This is a genomic window from Flavobacterium akiainvivens, assembly GCF_001278115.1.
GTDB lineage: Bacteria > Bacteroidota > Bacteroidia > Flavobacteriales > Flavobacteriaceae > Flavobacterium > Flavobacterium akiainvivens.
On sequence record NZ_LIYD01000005.1, the window covers coordinates 2,536,882 to 2,559,368 of the forward strand.

Sequence of the window (22,487 nt, forward strand, 5' to 3'; positions counted from 1 at the left end):
AATGCAAAAATATATAGCACTATTGGCCGGCGCAGCACTTATGGCTTCATGCAAAAGCAGCCTGGCACCCATAAAGGCCGATGCCATTACACCCACTGTGGTAACACAGCCAACCCCACACGATACAGATGACCCATGTATATGGATTAACCCCGCAGACGCCTCTAAAAGCCTTGTAATAGGCACTGACAAGGATACCGAAGGTGGCCTGTATGTGTATGACCTTGCCGGGAAGATTGTAGGCAAAAGCGAAACGCTTAAAAGGCCCAATAATGTAGACCTGGCGTATGGCCTTACCATAGGCGGCAAAAAATATGATGTGGTCATTACCACAGAACGCGAGCGCAACATGATTCGCATATTCTCAATTCCGGATATGAAGCCCCTTGATAACGGTGGCATCCCGGTTTTTGAAGGCGAGGCCGAACAGGGGCCAATGGGTGTGGCCATTTACACCCGCCCGCAAGACAAGGCCATATTTGCCGTTGTAGGGCGCAAAAGCGGGCCAACGGGTTCATACCTGTGGCAGTACAAAATAAGCGATTCAGGCAACGGATATGCAGCCGCAACGGTGGTGCGCAAATTCGGCAGCTTTAGCGGTAAAAAAGAAATAGAAGCCATAGCCGTAGATAACGAACTGGGCTTTATTTATTACTGCGACGAAACCGTAGGCATTAAAAAGTACATAGCCGACCCGGATGCCAAAAACGACAACGAACTGGTGCTGTTCGGCACACAGGGTTTTGTATCAGACCACGAGGGTATAGCCATTTACAAAAGCAGCCCTAAAACAGGCTACATACTGGTATCTAACCAGCAGGCCAACACGTTTATGGTTTTCCCGCGCGAGGGTGCTAACGGCAACACCAACAACCACCCGCTGCTTGCCGAAATACCTACCTCAACAATTGAATGCGATGGCGCCGATGCCACAAGCATAAACCTGGGCGGCAACTTCCGTAACGGGATGCTGGTAGCCATGAGCAACGGCATGACGTTTCACTATTACGACTGGAATATTATCCAGAAACTTATAGATGCCGGCTACGGCCTTAAAAAATAAATTTGGAGTTTTATTAATGATGAGAAGGAAGGGTGTAATGCCCTTCCTTTTTTTATTGAATGAAGTTTTCCCTGTTTCCCCCTGGCTAAAGCCAGGGACAAATGATTGCTGTAGGCTGAAACTGGGTGTAAATGATTATAAACTGAAAGATTTGCCTGTTCCAGTTCCTACGAAATGATTTGCCCTCGGCTTAAGCCGGGGGAACAAAATATGCAAACACAATTTATTGCAAATAAAAAAGACCCTGACTTGCGTCAGGGCCTTGGTTTTTTAGTACTCAAGGCGGGACTTGAACCCGCACGGGCATTACTGCCCACTGGATTTTAAGTCCAGCGTGTCTACCGATTCCACCACTCGAGCTTAAACTTTCGAGCGAAAAACGGGATTCGAACCCGCGACCTCCACCTTGGCAAGGTGGCGCTCTACCAACTGAGCTATTTTCGCATTATTTCAATTTGTTGGCGTTACTTCCGTATTGCGAGTGCAAATGTAGGCCATAATTTTAATTCTGCAAGCCTTTTTCAAAAAAAAATTACACAAATTTCATAACCTTCTGAAAACGTTATTTTTAAAAATGAAAATTTTTTCATCTTTTTTCAGGGCAATGCTAAAGTTCGGTAAAAAACCATCAAATTTATGCATCACCCACTGATTCCTTCCCAGGGCGATACCCGGGGCTTTGAAAAGTCCGGCCCCTACAGGGCCGCCGCAAACCTGCTACCTGCTACCTGCTAGCTGCTACCTGCCTCAACAATAATAGTGCGCCGCACTTCATTACCCGCCTCATCGGTTACGGTAATAACATACCGGCCGCTTTTGGCCTTAATGGGCATTTCGTGATAGGTTTGGGTGGTGCCCAGATAAACATCGTTAAGGTACCAAAACAGCTTTGCATTGCGCTGGGTGTGGGCGGCACGGGCCATAAAGGGCTGCACAGCGCCGTTAAAATCTTTAGTAAGGTATATTTTACCATCCTGCTGCGGATAAATAAAATCAAGCGCCGCTGCGTTGCCCTCACGGCAATCATCCCTAAAGGGCGGCAGCGGCAGGTAGTTTATGTGCTTTGTTTTGTAATACCACTCCATAACCGGTGGCAGTACAAACCACGGCCGGGCAACCATGTTGTCTATACTTTCGCAATTGCTGTTTACACGATATTGGCCGGTTATGTCAAGGTGCACCAGCTTATGATACGGGCATACCGCTGTTTTCTTTGCATTAACGGGAATCCACTGCTGCTGTACGGGGCAGTATTCACCTGCCAGGTGGCCGCTTAGGGCACATATATCTGCCTTTTCCATATCGTTAAGCGGGGCGGCAAACCACGGGGTGCGCGGCAACAGGTTAAACACATCAAACAAAATAGGCGCAGCACTGCCCACCCCGGTAAGCGATGGCCTGCCTTCGCCCGATGCATTGCCTACCCAAACGCCCACTACATAGCGCGAGCTGGTGCCTATGGCCCAACCGTCTCGCCCGCCAAAACTGGTGCCGGTTTTCCACGCTATTTGTAACGACGAATCATAAAAGCGCCAGGCCTCATCACCCTGCGGGCGGTTAACCTCTTTCATGGCATTATACGTAAGCCATATACTACCCGCCCCAAGCTGTGGCTTTTGGTAGGTTTCGCTGCCAAATTCACGCGTAATGCTGCTGTCCCAGTTCAGTTCGGCAAATTCGCCCTTACGGTATTTGGCCTGTGTGGCGGTAAAATGGTTCAGCGTACCCGTAAGCCCGGCGTAGGTGCGGCACAAATCCCACAGGTTACTCTCTGCCCCACCCAGTATAAGCGAGAGCCCGTAATGGTCAGGCTGCTTGTTAACATCGCGCAACTTATAATTCTGCAACTCATCATAAAATTTGCGGATGCCGTGCTGCTTCAGCATCAGCACTGCGGGTATGTTCAGCGAGCGTGAAAGCGCCCGTTGTGCCGGTACCGCCCCGTCATACGTCAGTTCATAGTTCTTTGGCGTATAGCCCGAAATTTGTGTGGGTACATCGGCAATCAGGGTGTTGGGCAGCAGTTCGCCCTCATCGAGCATATTGGCAAACAGCAGCGGCTTTAAAATACTGCCGGTACTGCGCGGTGCAGGTATAATATCTACATCTTTGCCGTGCTTGCGGTCGGTTGGGGCATTGCCCACATAAGCCACAATGTTACGCGTTTGCACATCTACCACCATAACGGCCAGGTTGTGCACCTCGGTTTGGCGGTATTCCTGGTAGTAGCGGGCGGCAATCTGGTTAACGCGTTCCTGCAGGCTGTGCTTAACGGTGGTTTTTATGCGTTGGCCTTCTTTTGCCTTTGCAATATTCTGAAGCAGGTGCGGCGCGGCCTGCGGCAGGTCATACGGCTTCTGCGGAAGCCCCTCCTGCAACGAAAGTTCATAAGTGGTCTTATCTATTATTTTTTCGTCAAACAGCTTTTTAAGCAGCCTGTCGCGCTTATCGCGAAGCTTTTGCTGGTTCTTGCCGGGATAAATAAGGCCTGGGGCATTGGGCAGCACGGCCAGCGTGGCACTCTCTGCCCACGAAAGCTGGTGCGGCTGTACGCCAAAGTAGCGCCAGGCAGCCATATCAAGCCCCACCACATTACCCCCAAACGGAGCGTGGGCGGCATACAGCCCTAAAATTTGGTCTTTGCTGTGGCGCAGCTCCAGGCGGGTGGCCAGTATCATCTCAATTATCTTTTCGGCATAGCTGCGCTCCTCCCCGCCCCTGCTCAGGCGGATAACCTGCTGCGTAAGGGTACTGCCCCCGCGCACCACCCTGCCTGCATCATGGTTTTGCTTCATGGCCTTTACAATAGCCACGGGGTTAAAGCCGGGGTGCTTGTAAAAATGCTGGTCTTCAAAATACACTATGCATTTTTTAAATTTTTCGGGTATACTGTCCTGCTCCGGGAAACGCCACTGCCCATCCCGGGCTATGCGGGCACCCAGGAGTTCGCCCTCAGTGCTTTCAATCACGGTGCTGTACGGGTCTTTAAACAACGTGCGGGGCAGGCAAAAGTAGTACCATACCAGCAGCACCGCCATAAGTGCCGACTTAATACGGTTGCGTTTTACCCACCGGGCAATGCGGTTAAAAATATGCTGAAAAAAAGCAGCGGCTTTAAGGGCAGCCTGCTGTAAGAATTTGGCCATTGTTAGTTGTATACCGGTTGGCGGTTTATGTAAATGTAAAACGTTTTATGCATACTAAAGCGTGTGCTGCCTGCGTTTTTATGCAGGACATATCACTAAAAAGTATTATTAATAAAATAGCTTTCTAAAAAAATACCAGTATTTTTACAGCAAAAATTACTACTTATGAAAAAACTCCTTACTATCACCTTTACCCTGGTTACAACAGCAATTTTTGCCCAGGCAGACATTTGCAAAAACCTTATAGGCGCACTGCCTAACCTGCAACGCTATGACAAATACTCTCTGGCACAGGGCTTTGTGTGCGAACAGGGGTATATAACAACCTATTACACTATAGGCGACGGAGAGAACCAACAGGTTTTCAGCATAATACTTACCGATACAAAGCAGGAATCAAACCACGGCATGCTGGAAGACGCAGAGTCTAAATATGAAATTGCTAAAAAATCATCAGACAAAAGCGCGATGACGGTAAGCCGCCTTAAACTGGGAACCAAAAGCATTGTTTCACACGATGTTAATACCGGAACAAAACGCATTTATGGTTACAAGGTTATCCTTAAAAACCGCTACGTGCTGGATATTATGGTTAACAACAACAACATAATGAACCTGAATCAATTCCAGGATTTCATTTCTGATTATGTAGCCTCAATAAAAGAATATTCGCTACCGAATTAATTTCAACAATAGTATATACAAACCCCGGCAATTGCCGGGGTTTCTTGTTTTTATTTATTACCTCACCACATTAACCCATTGCCCTTTGGTCCTGCTCAGGTAGTTGTTGTCATACATGGCCTCGGCCTGTATGCCCGGCAGGTAGTAGCTGCCCGGGTAGCTGGCGTTGAGCAGTATCCTGAACGTTTTGGTTTCGTGCGCTTTGAGCGGGAAGTAAAAATTAGTCCTGTCATCACGAATATCCGTATAATCCACGTTGTTCTCGGCATAGCTGCCAAAATCGGTAAAACGTGTATTTACAATCTCCCACCCTGACGGCACAATTTGCGTAAGCGCTATATTCTGCACATACTCATTCTTTTGGTTAGAAACCGTAACCTCAGCCACAAACTCGGTGCCCTGCGGCAGCTGAGACGGGTTAATAACCTTGCCGCTGCGGTCTTTAAACACAATATTGGTATGCAGGCCGCGCTCTTCGGCCATTTCCTGGCCCACAGGCAATATGCCGCTGTAAATAACCTTAACATACAGCGCCCCCTGCTTGTTGTTCTTAACCGTTACGGCATTATCTGTACTTACTTCAAGCGAACGGTCGGCAAAGCTCTTACCGGTTTTTATGGCTTCAGATTTTCCTTTAAAGGTGTAAGATGCATCAAGCCCTTTGCTTCCTGTGCCCTGTGCAAATTTGCTCATGGCATACAGGCTGTAGGCTGTAGTTTGCGTACTCATCCAGCTATCGCCAGACATATCTTTAGCCAGCTTAACCGCCAGGTTCCAGGCCTGCTCCTTCTGCCCCAGCACTACAAGGGTTTCCAGCGCCATGGCACGGTTGCGCACCGCCGAACCATAGTAGTAATAGTACTGCTCATTATAATCGTCTATAGTTGCCTTAGCCAGCATTTCGAGCCCCACATTCTTCTGGCCTGCCAGCGCATAAGCTGCCGCCAGTCTTAAGCGTGCCTCGTTGCTGATGCCCCCCGTTTCGCGCAGGCGGTTCATGCTGCTCAGGTCGGCACTGCCGGCAAGGGCCAGCGTATAAAGCCTGTATGCCTGTGCAATATCGTTACGGTAGCCGTTGTTGTAGCGCCAGTTGCGGGCCATGCGCTGCTGGTAGTTTATCCACTGGCGTTTGGCATTCATAGGCAGGGCATAGCCTTTTTTCTCGGCCTCAACAAAAAAGTGCCCCACATAGCTTGAGCCCCAGTCGTCTGCCTGGGTGTTGCCCGGCCAGTAGCTAAAGCCACCATCACCCAGCTGAAACTGCCCCAGCCTTTGTATGGCTGCCTTTATATTGCCCTGTATTTTATTTTTGCGTGCGGCATCTATATCAGCTATATCAGCAAGGTATAATTGCGGGAACGCGCTGCTTGTGGTTTGCTCCAAACAACCGTGCGGGTACTGAATCAGGTAATCCAGCCTGCGGTTAAAATCAATGCTTGGGAAGCTCGAAATTTCAAGCTTCGCCTTGTTGGTACCGGCAACACCAAAGGCCGCCCAGTCTATTGTGGCGCTCTTACCGGCATCTATAATAACTTCTTTATAATTAGTGGTAACCGGGTTAGGGTTTACAATATCAAGCTCTACATCGTAGCTGGTTTTGGTACTGCCCGATGTTGCAATGACCGACACCTTGCCAATGCCCGTTGTACTGCCCACCTCAAGGTCAAAATACGCAATCTTTTCATCCGGGCGCGTAAAACTTACATTTTGCGATGCCGGGCCCACAATGCGGAAACCGTTATTGGTCTTCACCTGTAGCGTTACGTTTTTCACGTTGTTTTCCATAGCAAACAGCGTTACCGGAAGCGTTATTTTCTCGCCCGGTGTGGCTTTCCGCGGAAGCGAAGACAGCACCATAAGCGGGCTGCGTACCGGCGTGGCTTTTTCGGCGCTGCCGTATGCTGCTAAATCTGTATTGGCAGCTACTACCATGGTACGTACCGAACCGATGTACTGCGGCAGTTTAATATCGTGCACACGGGTTTGGCCTTTGCCAAGTGTATACGGCCCAAGGTAAATAACCACAGGCTTAAAGCGGTTGGCCTTTTTGGCATTGCCGCCGCCAAGGTCTTCATCGCCACCTATGCTAAACACCTGGTTTACCTTGCCGCCGTAAGCACCTATTACATCATCATAAATATCCCACGTGCGCACGCCCAGGGCTTCTTTGGCATAAAAGGCATTCCATGCGTTTGGCGTTTTAAAGCGGGTAAGGTCCAGCAGGCCTTCGTCTACCACGGCAATGGTATAGGTCATAGGCGTGCCGTTCTTTTCGCTGACTTTTACGGTGGTCTTAGTCTCCGGTTTCAGCACATCCGGCATAGCAATTACAGGTTCTAAAACCGTGCTTTTGTTTATTACCTCGACAGGCACAATACCGTATAGCCTTATAGGCGAATCATTTGCTGTTGTAGCGTGTGGTTGTATAAGCGTAATGTAGATGTACACGTTGGGCGCCATTTTTTCCGTTACCGGGATGGTGAGCTGTGTTTCGCCTTTTTGCGTTTGCACCCAGTAGGTTTCCAGCACCTGCGTACCGTTTTCTACCGATACCAGTGCACGCCCACCCTCTCCTGACGGAAAGGATACCACGGCTTTTTCGCCCACATTGTATTTCTCTTTATCGGTTTTAAAGACCAGCATGGCTGCGTCTTCGCCACCGCTGTTTTTAGAGCGCGCGCTCCAGTAAGGGTAATCTATATACACGGTTTGCCCGGCCGAGTGCCCTCCATCTACATCGGTAGCACGCACAAGGTAGCGGCCCCACTCATTTTCTTCGGTTTTAAAGTTAACGTTGGCCTTACCGCTGCCATCAGTTGTAACCTGAAAGGTACGGTAAGGCGTATTAGCCAATGCCGTGTTATAGGCCGATGAGTTGCCGTGAGAGGCATCCCACCACCAGCTCCACTGCACTTTGTATACTTTAACCTCTACTACGCGGCCGGCGCGGGCTTTGCCTTTTTCGTCTACCGTGGCAATGTCAAACTTTTGGTTCTTGCCGGTTTCCAGCATACCATACTTATTGCCTTCCGGTGCGCGAACGCCCACGTAGGTATCATAAGGCGAATAGGTAGCCGTAACCACATCGGTACTAAAGTCGCCGCCTTTTTCATAAGCCTTGGTAATAATAGCTGCCTTAAGCATACCCGGTGCGCGGGTTTCCAGCTGCGGGTCGAGTGTTACCTGTGCCACACCATTATCGTTTACTACACCGCTAAATATATTTATTTCCTCAGTGCTAAAATCCTGCGCGGGGTCTTCAAACACAAAGTTTTTATAACCTTTAAACTCGTTGGCCTGCATCATAAACTTGGCCTGCATTTCTACCTTAAGCCCTTTGGCAATAGCGCCGTGCAGCCACGTTACCTCAACACTGCCTTTGTTTTGGCTGGCAGCATAAATGGTTTTACCGTCAAAGCTGTTTTTTATCTTGAGCCTGTTGGGCTTAATGGTTTCTATCTTGATGGTTTTGTAGAAATGCGCCCCACCTACCGATACCCGCGCCTCCCAGTTACCTGTAGGTGCAGAGGCCAGCGTAGGCACAATAAACTTGTAGTGGTTTTTAGGGTCATAGCCCTGCACGGTTTGGAATACTGCCTTGCCGTTAGGGTCGCTAAGGCGTAGTTTTATAGGGTGCGAATCGGGCAGTTTAGCCGCCCTGTCGTTCAGGATAAACCCGATGAACAACGTATCGCCCGGCCTCCAAACGCCGCGTTCGCCATAAATGTAGCCCTTAAGCCCGCGTTGCAGCTTGGTGCCGTCCACCTCAAAGTTTGAGACCGACTGCGCCGTGCCGTCCTGCAGTTTTACATAGGTGGTATTTTTATCTTTTTTTATGATGGCAAAAAACGCCTCCTCATCGGTACTGATGTTCACAATACCCTGTGCATTGGTTTGCGCTGTTGCCACTTTTTGCCTTTGGTAGGTAAACAATTCCACACTGGCACCTGCCACGGGCTGCGTGGTGGTTATGCTTGTTACCGCGAAGAAATAGGTATCGTTACCGCCTTTTTTGGCAATCACACCCAGGTCGCTGGCCAGCACGTTTGTGGCTATTTTACGGTCATAATAATAGCTGCTTGTGCACGGGTTGTCGCGCTCGCTCCAGTTATAATCATACGGATAGTAGTCGTAATACTCGTCGTCGTATGTTTCATAGTCATACTCCCCGGCATAGTCTTCGCGCTCCTCCACCTCATCAAGATCGGTACCCGGATCGTCTTCTACTTTTACATCGCCGCATTTGTATAGGGAATACGCTTTTTTAGCCGTAATCTCAAGCCTGTAAATAGCGCCCGGTTCGGGGCTTATAATGGTAGAAAGGTCTATGGCATAGGCATTCCACTTGCCGTAGTTTAGCATTTTATCGGTATTGAGCTCCAGGGTTTTCATAGCTACAGGCTTGGCTACTTTTCGCAGGCTGTAGCTGCCGTTTAGCGTGTTATCCTGAAGGAACTGCATTACGTTATTCTCAAAAATGCGGTATACCTTAACATCAACCTTAGCCAGGTTTACGGCCTCAAAGTTTATTTTCAGGTTGCTGGATGCCGGCAGTATAGTACCGCTTTTTATAAAGCGCACCTCGGGCTTCAACTGCTCAAAAGCTATTTTTTGCGTCCAGGTGTCCTTGGTTTTATAACCATCGGCGCTTTCAATCCCCTGGAATACCTCTACAAGGAAATCGCCGTTAACCGGCTCCGGGAAAAACACTTTAAGCAGGTTACCCTCAGTAGCAAAAGTCAGCCCCGTGGCATTTTCTATAGCAACAAGCCCTGCAAAATTCTGGTCTTTGCGCAGCGGGTCGCTAAAGTTTATCAGCAGCGTTTGGTTGTCTTCGGGCTGAGGCTCTACGCTTATCACTTTAAAATTATCCTTGCCGGGCACAATAAATTCCTCTGTACCCTTTCGGTCAATATCATACGGGTTGCCGTCCCAGCTTATTTTCACCTTGCTGTCAGCCACTTTGCGCTGAATGCTGTCTATAATAAAGCTGAACTGTGCGTTTGTACCCGTGCCGCTAAAACGTACAGGTAGCTTGCGGCCGTCCTGCTCAGCTGTAACCAGCTTGCGGGCAACGGCAACATCAAGCTTGTCGCTGGCTTTTAGCGTACCGTTAAGGTACTGCCAGTCGCGGCTGTAGCTTTGCAAATCAGTTGCCTGCACCATAAAATCCTGGCGTATGGTTTTTACACGGAAATTAAAATCCTCAAGCCCTTTTGGTGTTTTTATAAATTTTGAAAGGTGTAGCGTTACACGGTATTCTTTATCGCTATCCAGCGGCTCAGACGGCTTAAAGGCAATGATATTGCCCTGCTGGTACACCACCTTACCTTTTACCGATGGCGATATACTAAAATACTCCTTATCAAGCTCCTGCCCGGGCACCCATTCTTTTTTAGAAATAGCAAGCCCCACCTGAATATCAGAATTTGAGGAAATAATGCCGGACGAAAAACTGGTGATAAATTCTTTGAATTGTGCAAAAACAGAGTCGAAATCTTTGCCTGATTTGGTGCACGAATGCAGTGCCACGGTAACGGCTACAAGGCATAGCCACAGCCTGAGGGTTTTCATGGTATTGGATTGGTTAGGTTATCGAAAACGTGTTAAAAAGCGAGCTGTACTTTTCGCTATAACTAACAATATCTTACAAATATTGCAATAAATGAAAGAAATATATTTAAAATTTTCTTAAGAAATAACCCAACTGAAAATCAGCGCCTTCTTTGCTGAAAAAACGTTTTCATTAAACTACTGCATTCTTCTGCCATTACACCCGTAACCACTTCGGTTTTAGGATGCAGCTTACCCCCCATGGCACGGTAGCCGCGGTGGTCATCTGCCGCGCCATATACCACTTTAGACACCTGGCTCCAGTAGAGCGCACCGGCACACATCTGGCACGGCTCAAGCGTAACATAAAGCGTGCAGCCTGTTAGGTATTTACCACCAAGAAAGTTTGCCGCAGCGGTTATGGCCTGCATTTCGGCATGGGCAGTAACATCGGTAAGCATTTCGGTAAGGTTGTGCCCGCGGGCAATTACCTTGTCGTTTACCACAACCACCACGCCAACGGGTATTTCGCCCTTTTCAAAGGCTATATGCGCCTCGTTGAGCGCTTTTTTCATGAAATACTCGTGGGTAAAAATGTTTTCCATACTATAAAAGATTGGCCTGTAATTAAACAGCTATACTCACTACAAATCCCTCAAAAGAGCGCACATTCATAACCGTGCCGTCTTCAAAAATAAGGTACTGCCCTTTTATACCCATCAGCTTACCGCTGTAAAAAGGTGTAGTGCTAAGGTTTAGGCTGCTTATTTTTTTAGGATATTCCAGCACCGGGTATTCCAGCGTGTACAACTTTTCGGGCGTGGTTTCAAAATAGGGCTGTACCTCAGCAGGAAGCAGCGAGGCTACTTCGTTTCGGCGGGCAATAAGGTCAATAACTGCCACATCATTAAGCAGCATTTTTTTCCAGTTAATCTTGTCGCTAAAATGGGCTTTAAGCGCTACTTCGGTAATACCGGCCAGGTAACGGTTAGGCACTTCAACAAGTGGAGTGGCAAAGCTGGCACCCTGGTCTATCCAGCGGGTGGGCACCTGTGTTTTTCGGGTTACCCCCACCTTCATATCGCTACTTGAGGCCAGGTACACCACATGGGGCTGTACCTGTACTTTTGTTTCATACTCCAGGTCGCGGTCGGCAATGCCCAGGTGGGCTGTACTTAACTCGGGGCGCATAATCCAGTCGCCTGCCGCAGGGCTGCTATAAAAGCAATCATAGCAAAAACCATTGCGGTAAATTTTCTTCTTTTTGCCGCAGTTAAGGCACTTATATCCTAAAAAATTAATCTCAAGGGGCTGGCCCAGCAGCTGGTTCATGTGTATAAAACTATCCTCAAAAACAAGGTAATACTGTATGGGTGCACCGGCCTGGGTTTGCATTTTTGTTAAAACGCCTTCGTACTGCATAGAAATTTACTATATTTAGGGCAATAAAGATACTATAATTTATGGCATTGCCCATTATTAATTCTATAGCATCGTGGTTCCTTAAAAAGCGGATACACGATATGGAACTGTTCTTAAAGTACCCTAACGAGGTGCAGGAAGAACTGCTTCACAACCTTATAAACACAGCCGAATACACTGCCTTTGGCAGGAAATACGACTTTTCGTCCATTAGCAATTACCGCACCTTTGCAGAGCGTGTTCCGGTATCTACCTACGAAGACCTGGAGCACCTTATTGAGCAAACCCGCCGCGGCGAGCAAAACGTGATTTGGCCTACCCCCATTAAATGGTTTGCCAAATCAAGCGGCACTACTAATGCCAAGAGCAAGTTTATTCCGGTAAGTGCCGATGCGCTGGAGAACTGCCACTACAAGGCCAGTAAAGACCTGCTGTGCCTGTACCTGAACAATAACGAAGACAGCCAGCTTTTTACCGGCAAATCATTACGCCTGGGCGGAAGCAAGCAGCTGTATGAAGACAACAACACCTTTTTTGGCGACCTTTCGGCCATACTGATAGACAATATGCCCTTTTGGGCCGAGTTTAGCAGCACCCCAAGCAACCGCGTGTCGCTTATGGGTGAATGGGAAACCAAGCTGGCCGCCATTGTGCAGGAAACCGTGCATGAAAACGTTACAAGCTTTGCAGGCGTGCCCAGCTGGATGATGGTACTCCTGAACCGCGCCCTGGAAGAAACCGGCAAGACAAACCTGCTGGAGCTGTGGCCCAACCTTGAGGTGTATTTTCACGGTGGGGTAAGCTTTGAGCCGTATCGCGAGCAGTATAAGAAGATACTGCCCAAAGCCGACTTTAAGTACTACGAAATATACAACGCCAGCGAAGGCTTTTTTGCCATACAGGACAGCAACGACAGCAATGAGCTGCTCCTGATGCTGGACTACGGTATTTTCTATGAATTTATCCCTATGGATACCTTTGGCACTACCAACCAGCGCGTTATACCGCTTAGCGAGGTAGAGCTCAATAGGAACTATGCCGTGGTCATTACCACAAACGGCGGCCTGTGGCGCTACATGATAGGCGATACCGTTCGTTTTACATCGCTTAAGCCGCATCGCATTAAGGTTAGCGGCCGTACCAAGCACCATATTAATGTTTTTGGCGAAGAATTAATGGTTGAAAATACCGATACCGCCATAGCCCGCACCTGCGAAATTACCGGCGCGGAGGTTATTGACTATACCGTAGCCCCCGTATTTATGGATGGTAAGGAAAAAGGCGCCCACGAGTGGATGGTAGAATTTAAGTCGGTACCTGTGGATGTAGAGCATTTCCGTAAAACACTTGATGAAACCCTGCAAAGCCTTAATTCTGACTATGAAGCCAAGCGATATAATAACATGACGCTTAACCCACTGGTGCTTAACGTGGCACGCCCCAAACTGTTTTATGACTGGCTCAAAGAGCAGGATAAACTGGGAGGGCAGCACAAAATCCCGCGCCTTAGTAACGAACGCCATTACCTGCAACAGCTTAAGGATATGCAGCAGGCGGGCAGCGTGGTATAAACTTTAACATTCAAATTTACAACACGTTACACGCTTTGGCATTGCATTTGCTTATTACTGGGCACTAACGGATTAATAAGCAAGATGATGAAGATGATTTTTATGAAGAGGAACTTACTGCTAATTGGTGCTGCAACATTACTACTGGCCTCATGCTCAACAAGGCCGCGCTATGGTTGCCGTGGCGGCCGCTGCATAGTAGAGTCGCAAAAAACAACACCTGCCGTTAAGGCAAACTCATAAAAAAGGCCGTCACGTGACGGCCTTTTTCTATAGCAAATATACAATAATCTACTCAGAATGTGTAACTTAACCCTACACCCACCATTTGCTTAAGCTGCATTTTAGGGCCTACCTGCACTACTTCACCGGCTACTTCTTCAGTGGCTTTAATATCGTCGTCATAAATTATGTGGGCACCAATATTAGCCCTAACATACTCATTAACAGTCATATCAAGGCTAAACTGAAAATCAACATCTATATTACCAAAATTATTGAGGTAATCCGTATACAGCGTAGTACGCTGGTCGAGCATTATGTTCTTGAAAACCTGTCGTTTAAACTGGTTGGTAAGCAGTATACCCAATTCCGTACGGGTCTTTTTACCGTTAACCAATACGTTTCCGTCGGCATCAAGTATAGCCTTTTGTACACCAAAAGACCCCTTATCGGCAAGCATCTGGTTTAATACCAACGTGGTCTTATCCGTTAACGGAGAGAAATAAGCCGTGAGTCCCAGGTCTTTACGATTATATTCACCACCAATACCCAGGAAAATATAAGCCGGTGCAAAAGGGCCTGATATTTCGGTTTCGGTATTCGGATAACTGTAACCGTTTGCAAACTGGGTGGTAAAAGTAAATTTAGCGCTGTAAAACCAGTTGGTTACACTGTCTTTACGGTAACCAAAAGTAGAGTTAAACTGAAACTGGTCATCCGTTTTACGCACTTCCTGGCCTTCCTGGCTGTTAAGTCCATACCTGAATATCAACTCGTTATGCCAGTTAACATTCTTTTTGCTGTACTTGCGCACAAAGTTACCCTTAGCCAGTAACGATACCGAGTTGTTACCACCCACACTCCAGTTTACAAAGGCTATCTCGTTAATATCGAGGCCTATGCGGTTAGTGCGCTCCCAGTAGCTAATACTATCGGGCAACGTGGTGGTTATAAGCACCTGTGCATGAGTTATTTGAGAGGTTGCAATAAAAAGTAAGGCAATTAAGGCGGCTCTTAATTTCATGTAACGTGTTCTTTTAGATGGGAAAAACGCCTACAAAAGTCGGCAATTTCAATATTCTGAAAAAATATCTGTTAAGGTTTTAACGTCAATACCGCAATATTGTTGTAGCTGATGTACCGTGCCGTGCTCAATAAATGCATCGGGCACACCTAATATTCTGACTTCCAGCCTGTAATTGTGCTTTGCAGCAAATGCAGAAATTGCACTGCCAAAACCACCGGTAACTGTACCGTCTTCTACGGTTATGATTTTTTTATGGGTGGTAAAAATATGGTGCAGCGCAACCTCATCAAGCGGCTTTATAAACCCGAAGTGCCAGTGCGAAAAAAGGCCTAATTTTTCACTTTCGGAAATTGAAATCGCTACATTGTTGCCTATTGTGCCGGTGGAAAGCACAGCAACCTCACTCCCCTTTTTCAATTCGATGGCCTTGCCCATTTCGATACGCCCAAAAGGCAGCTGCCAGTTTGTGTTTTGGCCCCTGCCCCTCGGGTAGCGAATGGCAATAGGGTGCGGCAACCCAAGCTGGGCCGTGTAGAGTATGTTGCGCAGCTCAACCTCGTTAAGCGGGGCAAAAACAATAAGGTTCGGGATGCAGTTCAGGTAGGCAATGTCAAACACGCCGTGGTGGGTGGCACCGTCTTCGCCCACAAGCCCGGCGCGGTCAAGGCAAAAAATTACGGGCAGGTTTTGCAGCGCCACATCATGAATTACCTGATCGTAAGCGCGTTGCAAAAAAGTAGAGTATATATTGCAGTACACCACCATGCCCTGTGTAGCCATACCGGCAGCCAGGGTAACGGCGTGCTGCTCTGCAATACCCACATCAAGCGCCCTTTCGGGGAAAGCCTCCATCATAAACTTCATAGAGCTGCCGCTGGGCATGGCCGGGGTTATGCCTATTATTTTGTCGTTCTGCTGTGCCAGCTCCACAAGGGTAAGCCCAAACACATCCTGGTACTTGGGCGGAAGCCCGTCTTCAGCTTTAGCCAGAATCTCACCGGTAAGGCGGTCAAACTTGCCGGGGGCATGATACTTAACCTGGTCTTCCTCAGCCTGTTTAAGCCCTTTCCCTTTAGTGGTAATCACGTGCAGGAACTTAGGCCCCTTAACCCCCTTAAGCCTTGTAAGCTCGCGGATGAGCGCCTCAAGGTCGTGCCCGTCTACAGGTCCGGTATAATCAAAGTTAAGCGACTTAATCATGTTGTTTTGCCTTGGGTTGCGGCCCTGCTTTACCTGTGTGAGGTAATCCTTTAGCGCACCCACGGCAGGGTCTATGCCTATGGCGTTGTCGTTTAGCACTACCAGCAGGTTGGCATCCGTCACTCCCGCATGGTTAAGCCCTTCAAACGCCATACCCGATGCTATACTCGCATCGCCTATAACCGCTATGTGGCTGCGGCCTGTATTGCCCTGTAATTTAGAGGCTATAGCCATGCCCAGCGCCGCCGAAACAGACGTACTGCTGTGCCCGGTGCCAAAGGTATCATACACGCTCTCGCTGCGCTTTGGGAAACCGCTTATGCCACCCCACTGCCGGTTGGTATCAAAGGCATCGCGGCGGCCGGTGAGTATTTTGTGGCCGTATGCCTGGTGGCCCACATCCCACACCAGCTGGTCATCGGGCGTATTAAACACATAGTGCAGTGCTATGGTAAGCTCTGTAACGCCCAGGCTGGCACCCAGGTGCCCTTCTTTTACCGATACCACATCAATAATAAAGCGGCGCAGCTGTGCGGCAAGCTGTGGCAGCTGCTGCGGGGTAAGCCTGCGCAAATCATCGGGCGACTGTATTTGGTCAAGAAGGTTGTGTTCCATTACTGCAAAGTTAGCATAAATTTAAAACAGGGTCGCTACAAACTAAAAGGGCTGCCCAACGGCAGCCCCTATTATATTACCCTTATTGGGCTTATTCTTTCTTGTCTTGCTTTTTAAAGAGGTTCCTGGCGGCTTCGGCAGCGGCTTCCTTAGCCTTATCTTTTGCCTGCTGCTTTAGCTCCTCGCCTTTTGGTGCAGCGGCTTTAGTAGTATCGGCCGGGGTGGTGGTGCCGTTAGTGTTGTTGTTTTTATTGCCCCCTAACAGGTTACCCAGCAGCTCCTCGCCTTTGGCCTTGGCCTTATCTACATACTTGTCTTTTTGCTGCTGCACAATCTGGTTGGTAAGGGTGGTTACCGATTGTTTCAGGTCGGTTGTAACTTTAGGGCTCTTAAACGTGCCACCCAGCACAGCATTAATAGGCACGCTCAGGTTGTTGGCATCGGCCGGTTTAAGGGTAGCCAGCAGCTTGCTAATATCACTGCCCAGGTATTTTGCAGGCACATCAAACGCCAGGTTGTAGCTCATAGTCTGGTCAAAACCGTGCGTACCGTCTATCTTAACCGATATATCCTGGTATTTCAGCTCAAACGGCTCAATCCTTACCTTGCCGTCTTCAAAACCTATCTTCAGGTTTTTGTTCAGGTTTATTTTAGAGAAGTCAACAAACTTAAGGTTGCTTTGCAGCGTGCTTAGCAGCTTACTCTCGTTAGCATTAATGCTTGTACCCGCAAGGCCGCCCAAAAGGCTACCGGTAAGGGTTTTAAGGTCGGGCGTCATTTCTTTGGCATCAAGGTTACCCTTAAGCTTTACATCGGCGTTAAGCTTACCGGCAATAACACCGGCAATAGGCGCTATGCTTTTCAGCATATCCAGCTGTGTAAAACTCTGTGTAATGTCAAGGCTGCTCAGGTCAAGGCCCATTTCAAAGGTAGGCACCTTGCCCTTGGTAGACACATTTCCGGCAAAGCCAATGGCACCGCCAAAAATATTGGTCTTTACATTTTGAAGCGCCACCGCCTCATCTTTAATTATCATCTTACCCTGAACGTTAGTAAGGTTCAGGTTATCATATACCACGCTTTTGGCATTGGCCGTAATGGTACAATCCAGGAACGCCGGTATTTTAACCGCATCGCTTGTGGTAGCCGGTTTTGCAGCAGGCTTGGCCTCGCCTTCAGCGGTTACGGCAGGTTTGGCAGCTGCTGTAGTTTCGGCAGCCATAAAGTCCTGCACTACCAGCTTGTTGCTGTTCATGGCAAAGTTGCCCTGTAGGTTTTGGTTTTTGAAAACAAAGCCATAGAAGTTATCCAGCGAACCGGTAATGGCAATATCGCTGCTGCCGGTTTTAGCATCAAATTTGCTCAGGGTTATGCGGCTTGGGTTAAACGCCACATTAGCCTGGCTGATAACAAACGGGCTCTTAAACCCATCCGGCTTATAATTAAAGCCACTAAGGCTTATGCTGCCGTTGTTCTGTATTTTTTCATAAGCACCGGTTTCAACCGATTTCATGTCGAATTTTGTTTCCACATCAGCCTTAAGGATACCGCTTAGCGGCACATCAAGCTGCACGGGGTAAGCCTTGGTAACATTACCCAGGTTAACCGTACCTTTTAATTTGGCATCTACAAGCGGGTTGTCTGCCACATTGCGAATGTGTGCATTGGCATCAAAAACATCCTGGTCTATACGGAAGGCAAACTTATCTATGTTTACATAGGTATCATTAAGCACACCGCTTTCGTTGATGATTTTGGTATCGATAAAGATGTTTTCAACGGCCTTAGGCAGGCTTTTGTATTTAAACGATGCGTTGTTTGAAGCAAACTCTATGTTGAATTTAGGCACCGTGGTTTCGCTGTACAGGCCGTTTGCCCTGCCCTTAACGGTAAAGTTGCCGTTAGTGGTAACATCGGCCAGGCTGCCGCTATAGCTTTCGGGTACCAGCGCCAGGAAGTTTTTAAACGATGTTTCCAGCGTTTCAAACGTAATGTCTATTTGCTGACCGGCTTCAAGCAGGCCTACGCTTCCGCCAAATTTAAGGCCCATCTGGTTAATGAATGCCTTGTTTTCCTTAAAGGTATAAATGCTCTTATCCATATCCATACCCAATATGGCATCCAGCTTAAGCTTTACGGCACGCATATAGTTTACCTTATCCATATCCAGCGTAAGTGTGGCATCGGTATGCGTGTCAAGGTCCAGCTTATTGGCGGCAAAGTTGCCCACGCCGTTGTGGTTAAGGCTGTCAATAACCACGCGCATTTTGCTGCGCTCGTCATAATAACGGAATTTAAGGTTCTCTACCTTGTATTCCTGTATGGTAAGGGCAAAAGGCTTGCTTGCCTTTTCTTCTTCGGTTTTATTTTCTTCTGCGTTTTTAAGTGCAATATCAAAGTTGCCGCGGCCGTCTTTATCAAAAAGGATGTTTACCACACCGTCTTTAGTACTAAACGACTCCAGCTGCATGGCTTCGCCATCGCCCTTAAACAGCTCCTTAATGCTCATGTTAAGGTTTATTTCGCCCATATACACAAGGGTATCGCCGGCAAACGGGGCCTTGTTTATAACACTAAGCTTTTCTACACTAACACTCGCCTTGGGGAAATGGCTAAACAGGCTAAGGCTTACATCGCCCACTGCCACGGTAGCATCTACCTGCTCGTTAACGGCTTTTATTACAAGCTCCTTAATTTTGTCTTTAAACAAAAACGGCAGCGTAAACAGCGCTATAATAAGCACCAGCAGCACAATGCCCGTCCACTTTAATATCTTCTTAACCATGGTACAATTATTTTGGTTTAAAGATAGCAATAATTGTGCAAAAGATTATTTAACCAATCTTATCTTATATTTATTTCATAAGGCATTGCGGCCTGTGCACCCTTAAGCTGAGAAATGCGTTTTATGCGTTGCATAACCTCATAGGCTTCGGCGCCCACCTCTTCTTTTATAAGTTCTTCCTTGGTTTTGGCAAAGCCCAGGCCTTTAAACATATCGCCAAATTCTTTTTCGTATACAGGATAGTCCAGCGTGCCGTATTTTTTAGATTTAGCCAGCTTTGCAGCATGGGCAACGGCTTTATCAAGCCCGCCCAGCTCATCTACAAGCCCCACTTTAAGCGCTTCAGAACCGCTCCATACACGCCCCTGCGCAATGGCATCAACCGCTTCAGGGCTCATTTTGCGGCCTGCAGCCACACGGCTTACAAATGTTTGGTATACGTCTTCAATATCTTCTGTAATATAGCCACGGGTGCTTTCTTTAAGCGGGGTAAACACGCTGTAACCGGTTGCGTTGGCATGGGTGCTCACTTCCTCTGCATGTATGCCCACCTTATTAGCCAGGCCGGTAAGGTTAGGCAGTGCGCCAAACACCCCTATAGACCCTGTAATGGTGTTGGGTTCGGCAAAAATACGGTCGGCACCGCATGATATGTAATACCCGCCGCTGGCCGCATAGTTACCCATGCTTACCACCACCGGCTTGCGTTTTTTAGCCAGTTCTACCTCACGCCAAATAAGCTCGCTGGTAAGGGCGCTGCCCCCGGGAGAATCTACACGCAGCACAATGGCCTTAACACCGTCATCGGCAAGGGCTTCCTTAAACGCCCTGCGAATGGATTCTTCGCCAATAACGTTAACATCGCCTTCGCCACCGTTTATATCGCCCTGGGCATATATAATGGCTACAATATCGTTAGTAAAAGTATTTGCCTGAACCTCGCCCAATGTGGCCTTAACATAATCAAGCACATCTACGGTATTAAACTCTTCGGTTTTCCTAAGGCTAAGCGCTTTTTTAATACCGTTTTCATATTCATCCTGGTAGCCTATCTTGTCAATAAGTTTAACGGCTTTGGCACGTTCGGGTGTGCGCGCACCCAGGCTGTCGGCAATATTGTTAAGGGTGGCCACCGGTATCTTACGGCTTTTGCTTATATCTTCGGCTACCGATGCCCATACCGAATTAAGCAGTTCGGTTATTTGCTGGCGGTTGGCCTCGCTCATTTCGTTAGATAAAAACGGCTCTACGGCACTTTTGTACTTACCGTGGCGTATAACCTCCATTTTTACACCGGTCTTATCCTGGAAGTCTTTAAAAAACAGCACCTCGCTGCTAAGGCCCTTAAATTCAAGCTCGCCCGCAGGGTTAAGGTACAGTGTATCGGCCACCGAATTAAGGTAGTAATCGCGCTGGCTGTAGGCATCGCTATAGGCTACCACAAATTTGCCTGCTTTTTTAACTTCTTCAAGCTTATCGCGAAGCGCCTTGCTCTGGGCCATACCCAGGCTCGCATTGCTGTTTGTAAGGGTAATGCCTTTTATACGGCTGTCGGTCTTGGCGTGGTCAAGTGCACGCAGCACATCTACCAGTCCTTCGTTATAGGTGTGGTCTAAAAGGCTGAAATCAGTATATTTAAAACTCCCCGAATAGTCATCGGTTACATCTTCAAGGTCAAGTTCTATAACAGAATTATCTTCTACCTTAACAACATCATTACTGCTGCTACTGCCTGCTGCGGCCATAACGCCTATTATAATTATTATAATAAAAAACAGGAAGCAAAACAGGAACAGCCCCACTACGGTAGACAATACATTTTTAAAGAATTGCATATATTGAACGATTTAATTTTTAAATAAGTAGCAAAAATACACCTATTGTTACAGGGGCTTTTATGTTTAGCATAAAAAATATTACAGTTGCAATAGTTTTCAACACACGGGGCAGCACAAAAAAATGTTTAGTTACTTTGTAGCCTATGAATATGCAGCACACCGCCATCTTATCGTTAGGCAGCAACATGGGCAACCGCCTGGAGAACATTCAGGATGCCATAGCCCACCTACACGCCCATATTGCCACTGTGGTAAAAACATCGGGCATTTACCAAACTCCGGCCTGGGGCTTTGAGGGCGATGCCTTTTACAACTGTGCCCTGTTGGTACACACCGGTAAAACCGCCCACGAACTTTTAGAAGTCATTCTTGATGCCGAAGCCAGGGGTGGCCGCACCCGCATTGAGGGCAGCGGCTATATATCGCGCACTATAGATGTAGATATTATTGCTTTTGATGATGATGTGGTAAACGAGCCGCACCTGCACATACCCCACCCCCGCATGCACCAGCGCAATTTTGTGCTGTACCCCCTGCGCGACCTCAACCCACGCTGGGTGCACCCTGTGCTTAAGGAAGACATTAACCGCCTGATTGAGCTGAGTGGCGATGAGAGTCCGTGCGAATTTATCATGAAGCTGCCCGAACCCCTGGAAAGCAGCACCCTGCATAAATTTGGCTACATTGCCATAGAAGGCAATATAGGCGCGGGTAAAACATCATTAGCTACAAAAATATCGGAAGATTTTAATGCCAAACTGGTATTGGAGCGCTTTGCCGACAACCCGTTTTTACCTAAGTTTTATGAAGACCCGCAGCGGTTTGCCTTTTCGCTGGAAATGTCTTTTTTAGCCGAGCGCTACCGCCAGCTTACAGACGACCTGGCACAGCTGAACCTTTTCAGCGATTTTGTGGTGGCCGACTACCACAGTGTAAAATCGCTCATATTTGCACGGGTAACCCTGGGCGAAGACGAATACCGCCTGTACCGCCGCCTGTTTGATATTTTGTATAAGGAAATTCCACGCCCGGGGCTGTATGTATACCTGTACCAAAACAGCCAGGCGCTGCTGGGCAACATTAAAAAACGCGGCCGCGATTATGAACAGGATATTTCTGCCGATTACCTTGAAAACATTAACCGCGGGTATTTAGACTACATACGCTCTACCACTGGGCTAAATATATTGCTGCTCGACATAACCGGGCGCGATTTTGTAAACCGCCAGGAAGATTACATCTGGGTGCTGGAGCAGTTGCAAAATGCACCCGTTAAATAAGTATTAAGCCACTACAGGAACTTTAAAAGCCACTAATTTCACGAATTGTTACCAATTAAATTAGTGATAATTCGTGAAATT

The 22,487-nt window shown here is 47.8% G+C and carries 13 protein-coding genes and 2 tRNA genes; 5 read left to right on the forward strand and 10 right to left on the reverse strand.

The genetic code is table 11. The features are described 5' to 3' along the window. The first annotated feature begins 1 nt into the window (after position 1). Positions 2–1,063, forward strand: coding sequence for a phytase (locus AM279_RS11500; RefSeq protein WP_054408184.1), 1,062 nt, complete (start codon positions 2–4; stop codon positions 1,061–1,063). Between the two features lie 274 nt (positions 1,064–1,337). Here the strand turns inward: AM279_RS11500 and AM279_RS11505 are convergent. The 3 genes from AM279_RS11505 to pbpC all read right to left on the reverse strand — a co-directional run bounded on the left by AM279_RS11505 (position 1,338) and on the right by pbpC (position 4,209). Then, positions 1,338–1,423: transfer RNA gene (locus AM279_RS11505), tRNA-Leu, on the reverse strand. Positions 1,424–1,434: 11 nt separating this feature from the next. Continuing rightward, positions 1,435–1,507, reverse strand: a tRNA-Gly gene (locus AM279_RS11510). 287 nt (positions 1,508–1,794) lie between these two features. Further along, on the reverse strand, positions 1,795–4,209 hold the full coding sequence (gene pbpC / locus AM279_RS11515; RefSeq protein WP_054408185.1) for a penicillin-binding protein 1C: 2,415 nt from the start codon (positions 4,207–4,209) through the stop codon (positions 1,795–1,797). A gap of 165 nt (positions 4,210–4,374) precedes the next feature. Between pbpC and AM279_RS11520 the strand changes: the two genes are divergently transcribed. After that, a complete protein-coding gene (locus AM279_RS11520) occupies positions 4,375–4,893 on the forward strand; it encodes a hypothetical protein (RefSeq protein WP_054408186.1) in 519 nt (172 codons plus the stop codon). 57 nt (positions 4,894–4,950) lie between these two features. Here the strand turns inward: AM279_RS11520 and AM279_RS11525 are convergent, their stop codons facing one another. From AM279_RS11525 to AM279_RS11535, 3 genes are all read right to left on the reverse strand, one after another. Then, on the reverse strand, positions 4,951–10,467 hold the full coding sequence (locus AM279_RS11525; protein WP_054408187.1) for an alpha-2-macroglobulin family protein: 5,517 nt from the start codon (positions 10,465–10,467) through the stop codon (positions 4,951–4,953). A gap of 140 nt (positions 10,468–10,607) precedes the next feature. Further along, positions 10,608–11,051 carry a nucleoside deaminase gene (locus AM279_RS11530; RefSeq protein ID WP_054408188.1) on the reverse strand — a complete coding sequence of 148 codons (444 nt, stop codon included), beginning with the start codon at positions 11,049–11,051 and terminating at the stop codon, positions 10,608–10,610. 22 nt (positions 11,052–11,073) lie between these two features. After that, positions 11,074–11,868, reverse strand: coding sequence for a DUF2797 domain-containing protein (locus AM279_RS11535; protein WP_054408189.1), 795 nt, complete (start codon positions 11,866–11,868; stop codon positions 11,074–11,076). A 41-nt stretch (positions 11,869–11,909) separates the two neighbouring features. Between AM279_RS11535 and AM279_RS11540 the strand changes: the two genes are divergently transcribed. Next, entirely contained in the window at positions 11,910–13,439 is a 1,530-nt protein-coding gene (locus tag AM279_RS11540) for a GH3 auxin-responsive promoter family protein (RefSeq protein ID WP_054408190.1), read from the forward strand. Positions 13,440–13,541: 102 nt separating this feature from the next. Continuing rightward, entirely contained in the window at positions 13,542–13,682 is a 141-nt protein-coding gene (locus AM279_RS20640) for a hypothetical protein (protein WP_160316446.1), read from the forward strand. A 52-nt stretch (positions 13,683–13,734) separates the two neighbouring features. Here AM279_RS20640 and AM279_RS11545 read toward each other — a convergent pair whose 3' ends face one another. The 4 genes from AM279_RS11545 to sppA form a co-directional block, all read right to left on the reverse strand. Then, positions 13,735–14,685 (reverse strand): DUF3078 domain-containing protein, encoded by a 951-nt coding sequence (locus tag AM279_RS11545; RefSeq protein WP_054408191.1) that lies wholly within the window; start codon positions 14,683–14,685, stop codon positions 13,735–13,737. Positions 14,686–14,733: 48 nt separating this feature from the next. After that, positions 14,734–16,503 (reverse strand): 1-deoxy-D-xylulose-5-phosphate synthase, encoded by a 1,770-nt coding sequence (locus tag AM279_RS11550; RefSeq protein ID WP_054408192.1) that lies wholly within the window; start codon positions 16,501–16,503, stop codon positions 14,734–14,736. Positions 16,504–16,594: 91 nt separating this feature from the next. Next, entirely contained in the window at positions 16,595–19,288 is a 2,694-nt protein-coding gene (locus AM279_RS11555; protein ID WP_054408193.1) for a DUF748 domain-containing protein, read from the reverse strand. Positions 19,289–19,347: 59 nt separating this feature from the next. Continuing rightward, complete coding sequence (gene sppA, locus AM279_RS11560; RefSeq protein ID WP_054408194.1) at positions 19,348–21,123, reverse strand: signal peptide peptidase SppA; 1,776 nt, start codon at positions 21,121–21,123, stop codon at positions 19,348–19,350. A gap of 146 nt (positions 21,124–21,269) precedes the next feature. Between sppA and folK the strand changes: the two genes are divergently transcribed. Further along, positions 21,270–22,406, forward strand: coding sequence for a 2-amino-4-hydroxy-6-hydroxymethyldihydropteridine diphosphokinase (gene folK, locus AM279_RS11565; protein WP_054408195.1), 1,137 nt, complete (start codon positions 21,270–21,272; stop codon positions 22,404–22,406). Positions 22,407–22,487 lie beyond the last annotated feature (81 nt).

Bases quoted from the DNA above. Each gene is read 5' to 3' on its own strand.
- AM279_RS11500 (WP_054408184.1), top strand. From the start codon at position 2: ATGCAAAAATATATAGCACTATTGGCCGGCGCAGCACTTATGGCTTCA.
- pbpC (WP_054408185.1), bottom strand. From the start codon at position 4,209: ATGGCCAAATTCTTACAGCAGGCTGCCCTTAAAGCCGCTGCTTTTTTT.
- AM279_RS11520 (WP_054408186.1), top strand. From the start codon at position 4,375: ATGAAAAAACTCCTTACTATCACCTTTACCCTGGTTACAACAGCAATT.
- AM279_RS11525 (WP_054408187.1), bottom strand. From the start codon at position 10,467: ATGAAAACCCTCAGGCTGTGGCTATGCCTTGTAGCCGTTACCGTGGCA.
- AM279_RS11530 (WP_054408188.1), bottom strand. From the start codon at position 11,051: ATGGAAAACATTTTTACCCACGAGTATTTCATGAAAAAAGCGCTCAAC.
- AM279_RS11535 (WP_054408189.1), bottom strand. From the start codon at position 11,868: ATGCAGTACGAAGGCGTTTTAACAAAAATGCAAACCCAGGCCGGTGCA.
- AM279_RS11540 (WP_054408190.1), top strand. From the start codon at position 11,910: ATGGCATTGCCCATTATTAATTCTATAGCATCGTGGTTCCTTAAAAAG.
- AM279_RS20640 (WP_160316446.1), top strand. From the start codon at position 13,542: ATGAAGAGGAACTTACTGCTAATTGGTGCTGCAACATTACTACTGGCC.
- AM279_RS11545 (WP_054408191.1), bottom strand. From the start codon at position 14,685: ATGAAATTAAGAGCCGCCTTAATTGCCTTACTTTTTATTGCAACCTCT.
- AM279_RS11550 (WP_054408192.1), bottom strand. From the start codon at position 16,503: ATGGAACACAACCTTCTTGACCAAATACAGTCGCCCGATGATTTGCGC.
- AM279_RS11555 (WP_054408193.1), bottom strand. From the start codon at position 19,288: ATGGTTAAGAAGATATTAAAGTGGACGGGCATTGTGCTGCTGGTGCTT.
- sppA (WP_054408194.1), bottom strand. From the start codon at position 21,123: ATGCAATTCTTTAAAAATGTATTGTCTACCGTAGTGGGGCTGTTCCTG.
- folK (WP_054408195.1), top strand. From the start codon at position 21,270: ATGAATATGCAGCACACCGCCATCTTATCGTTAGGCAGCAACATGGGC.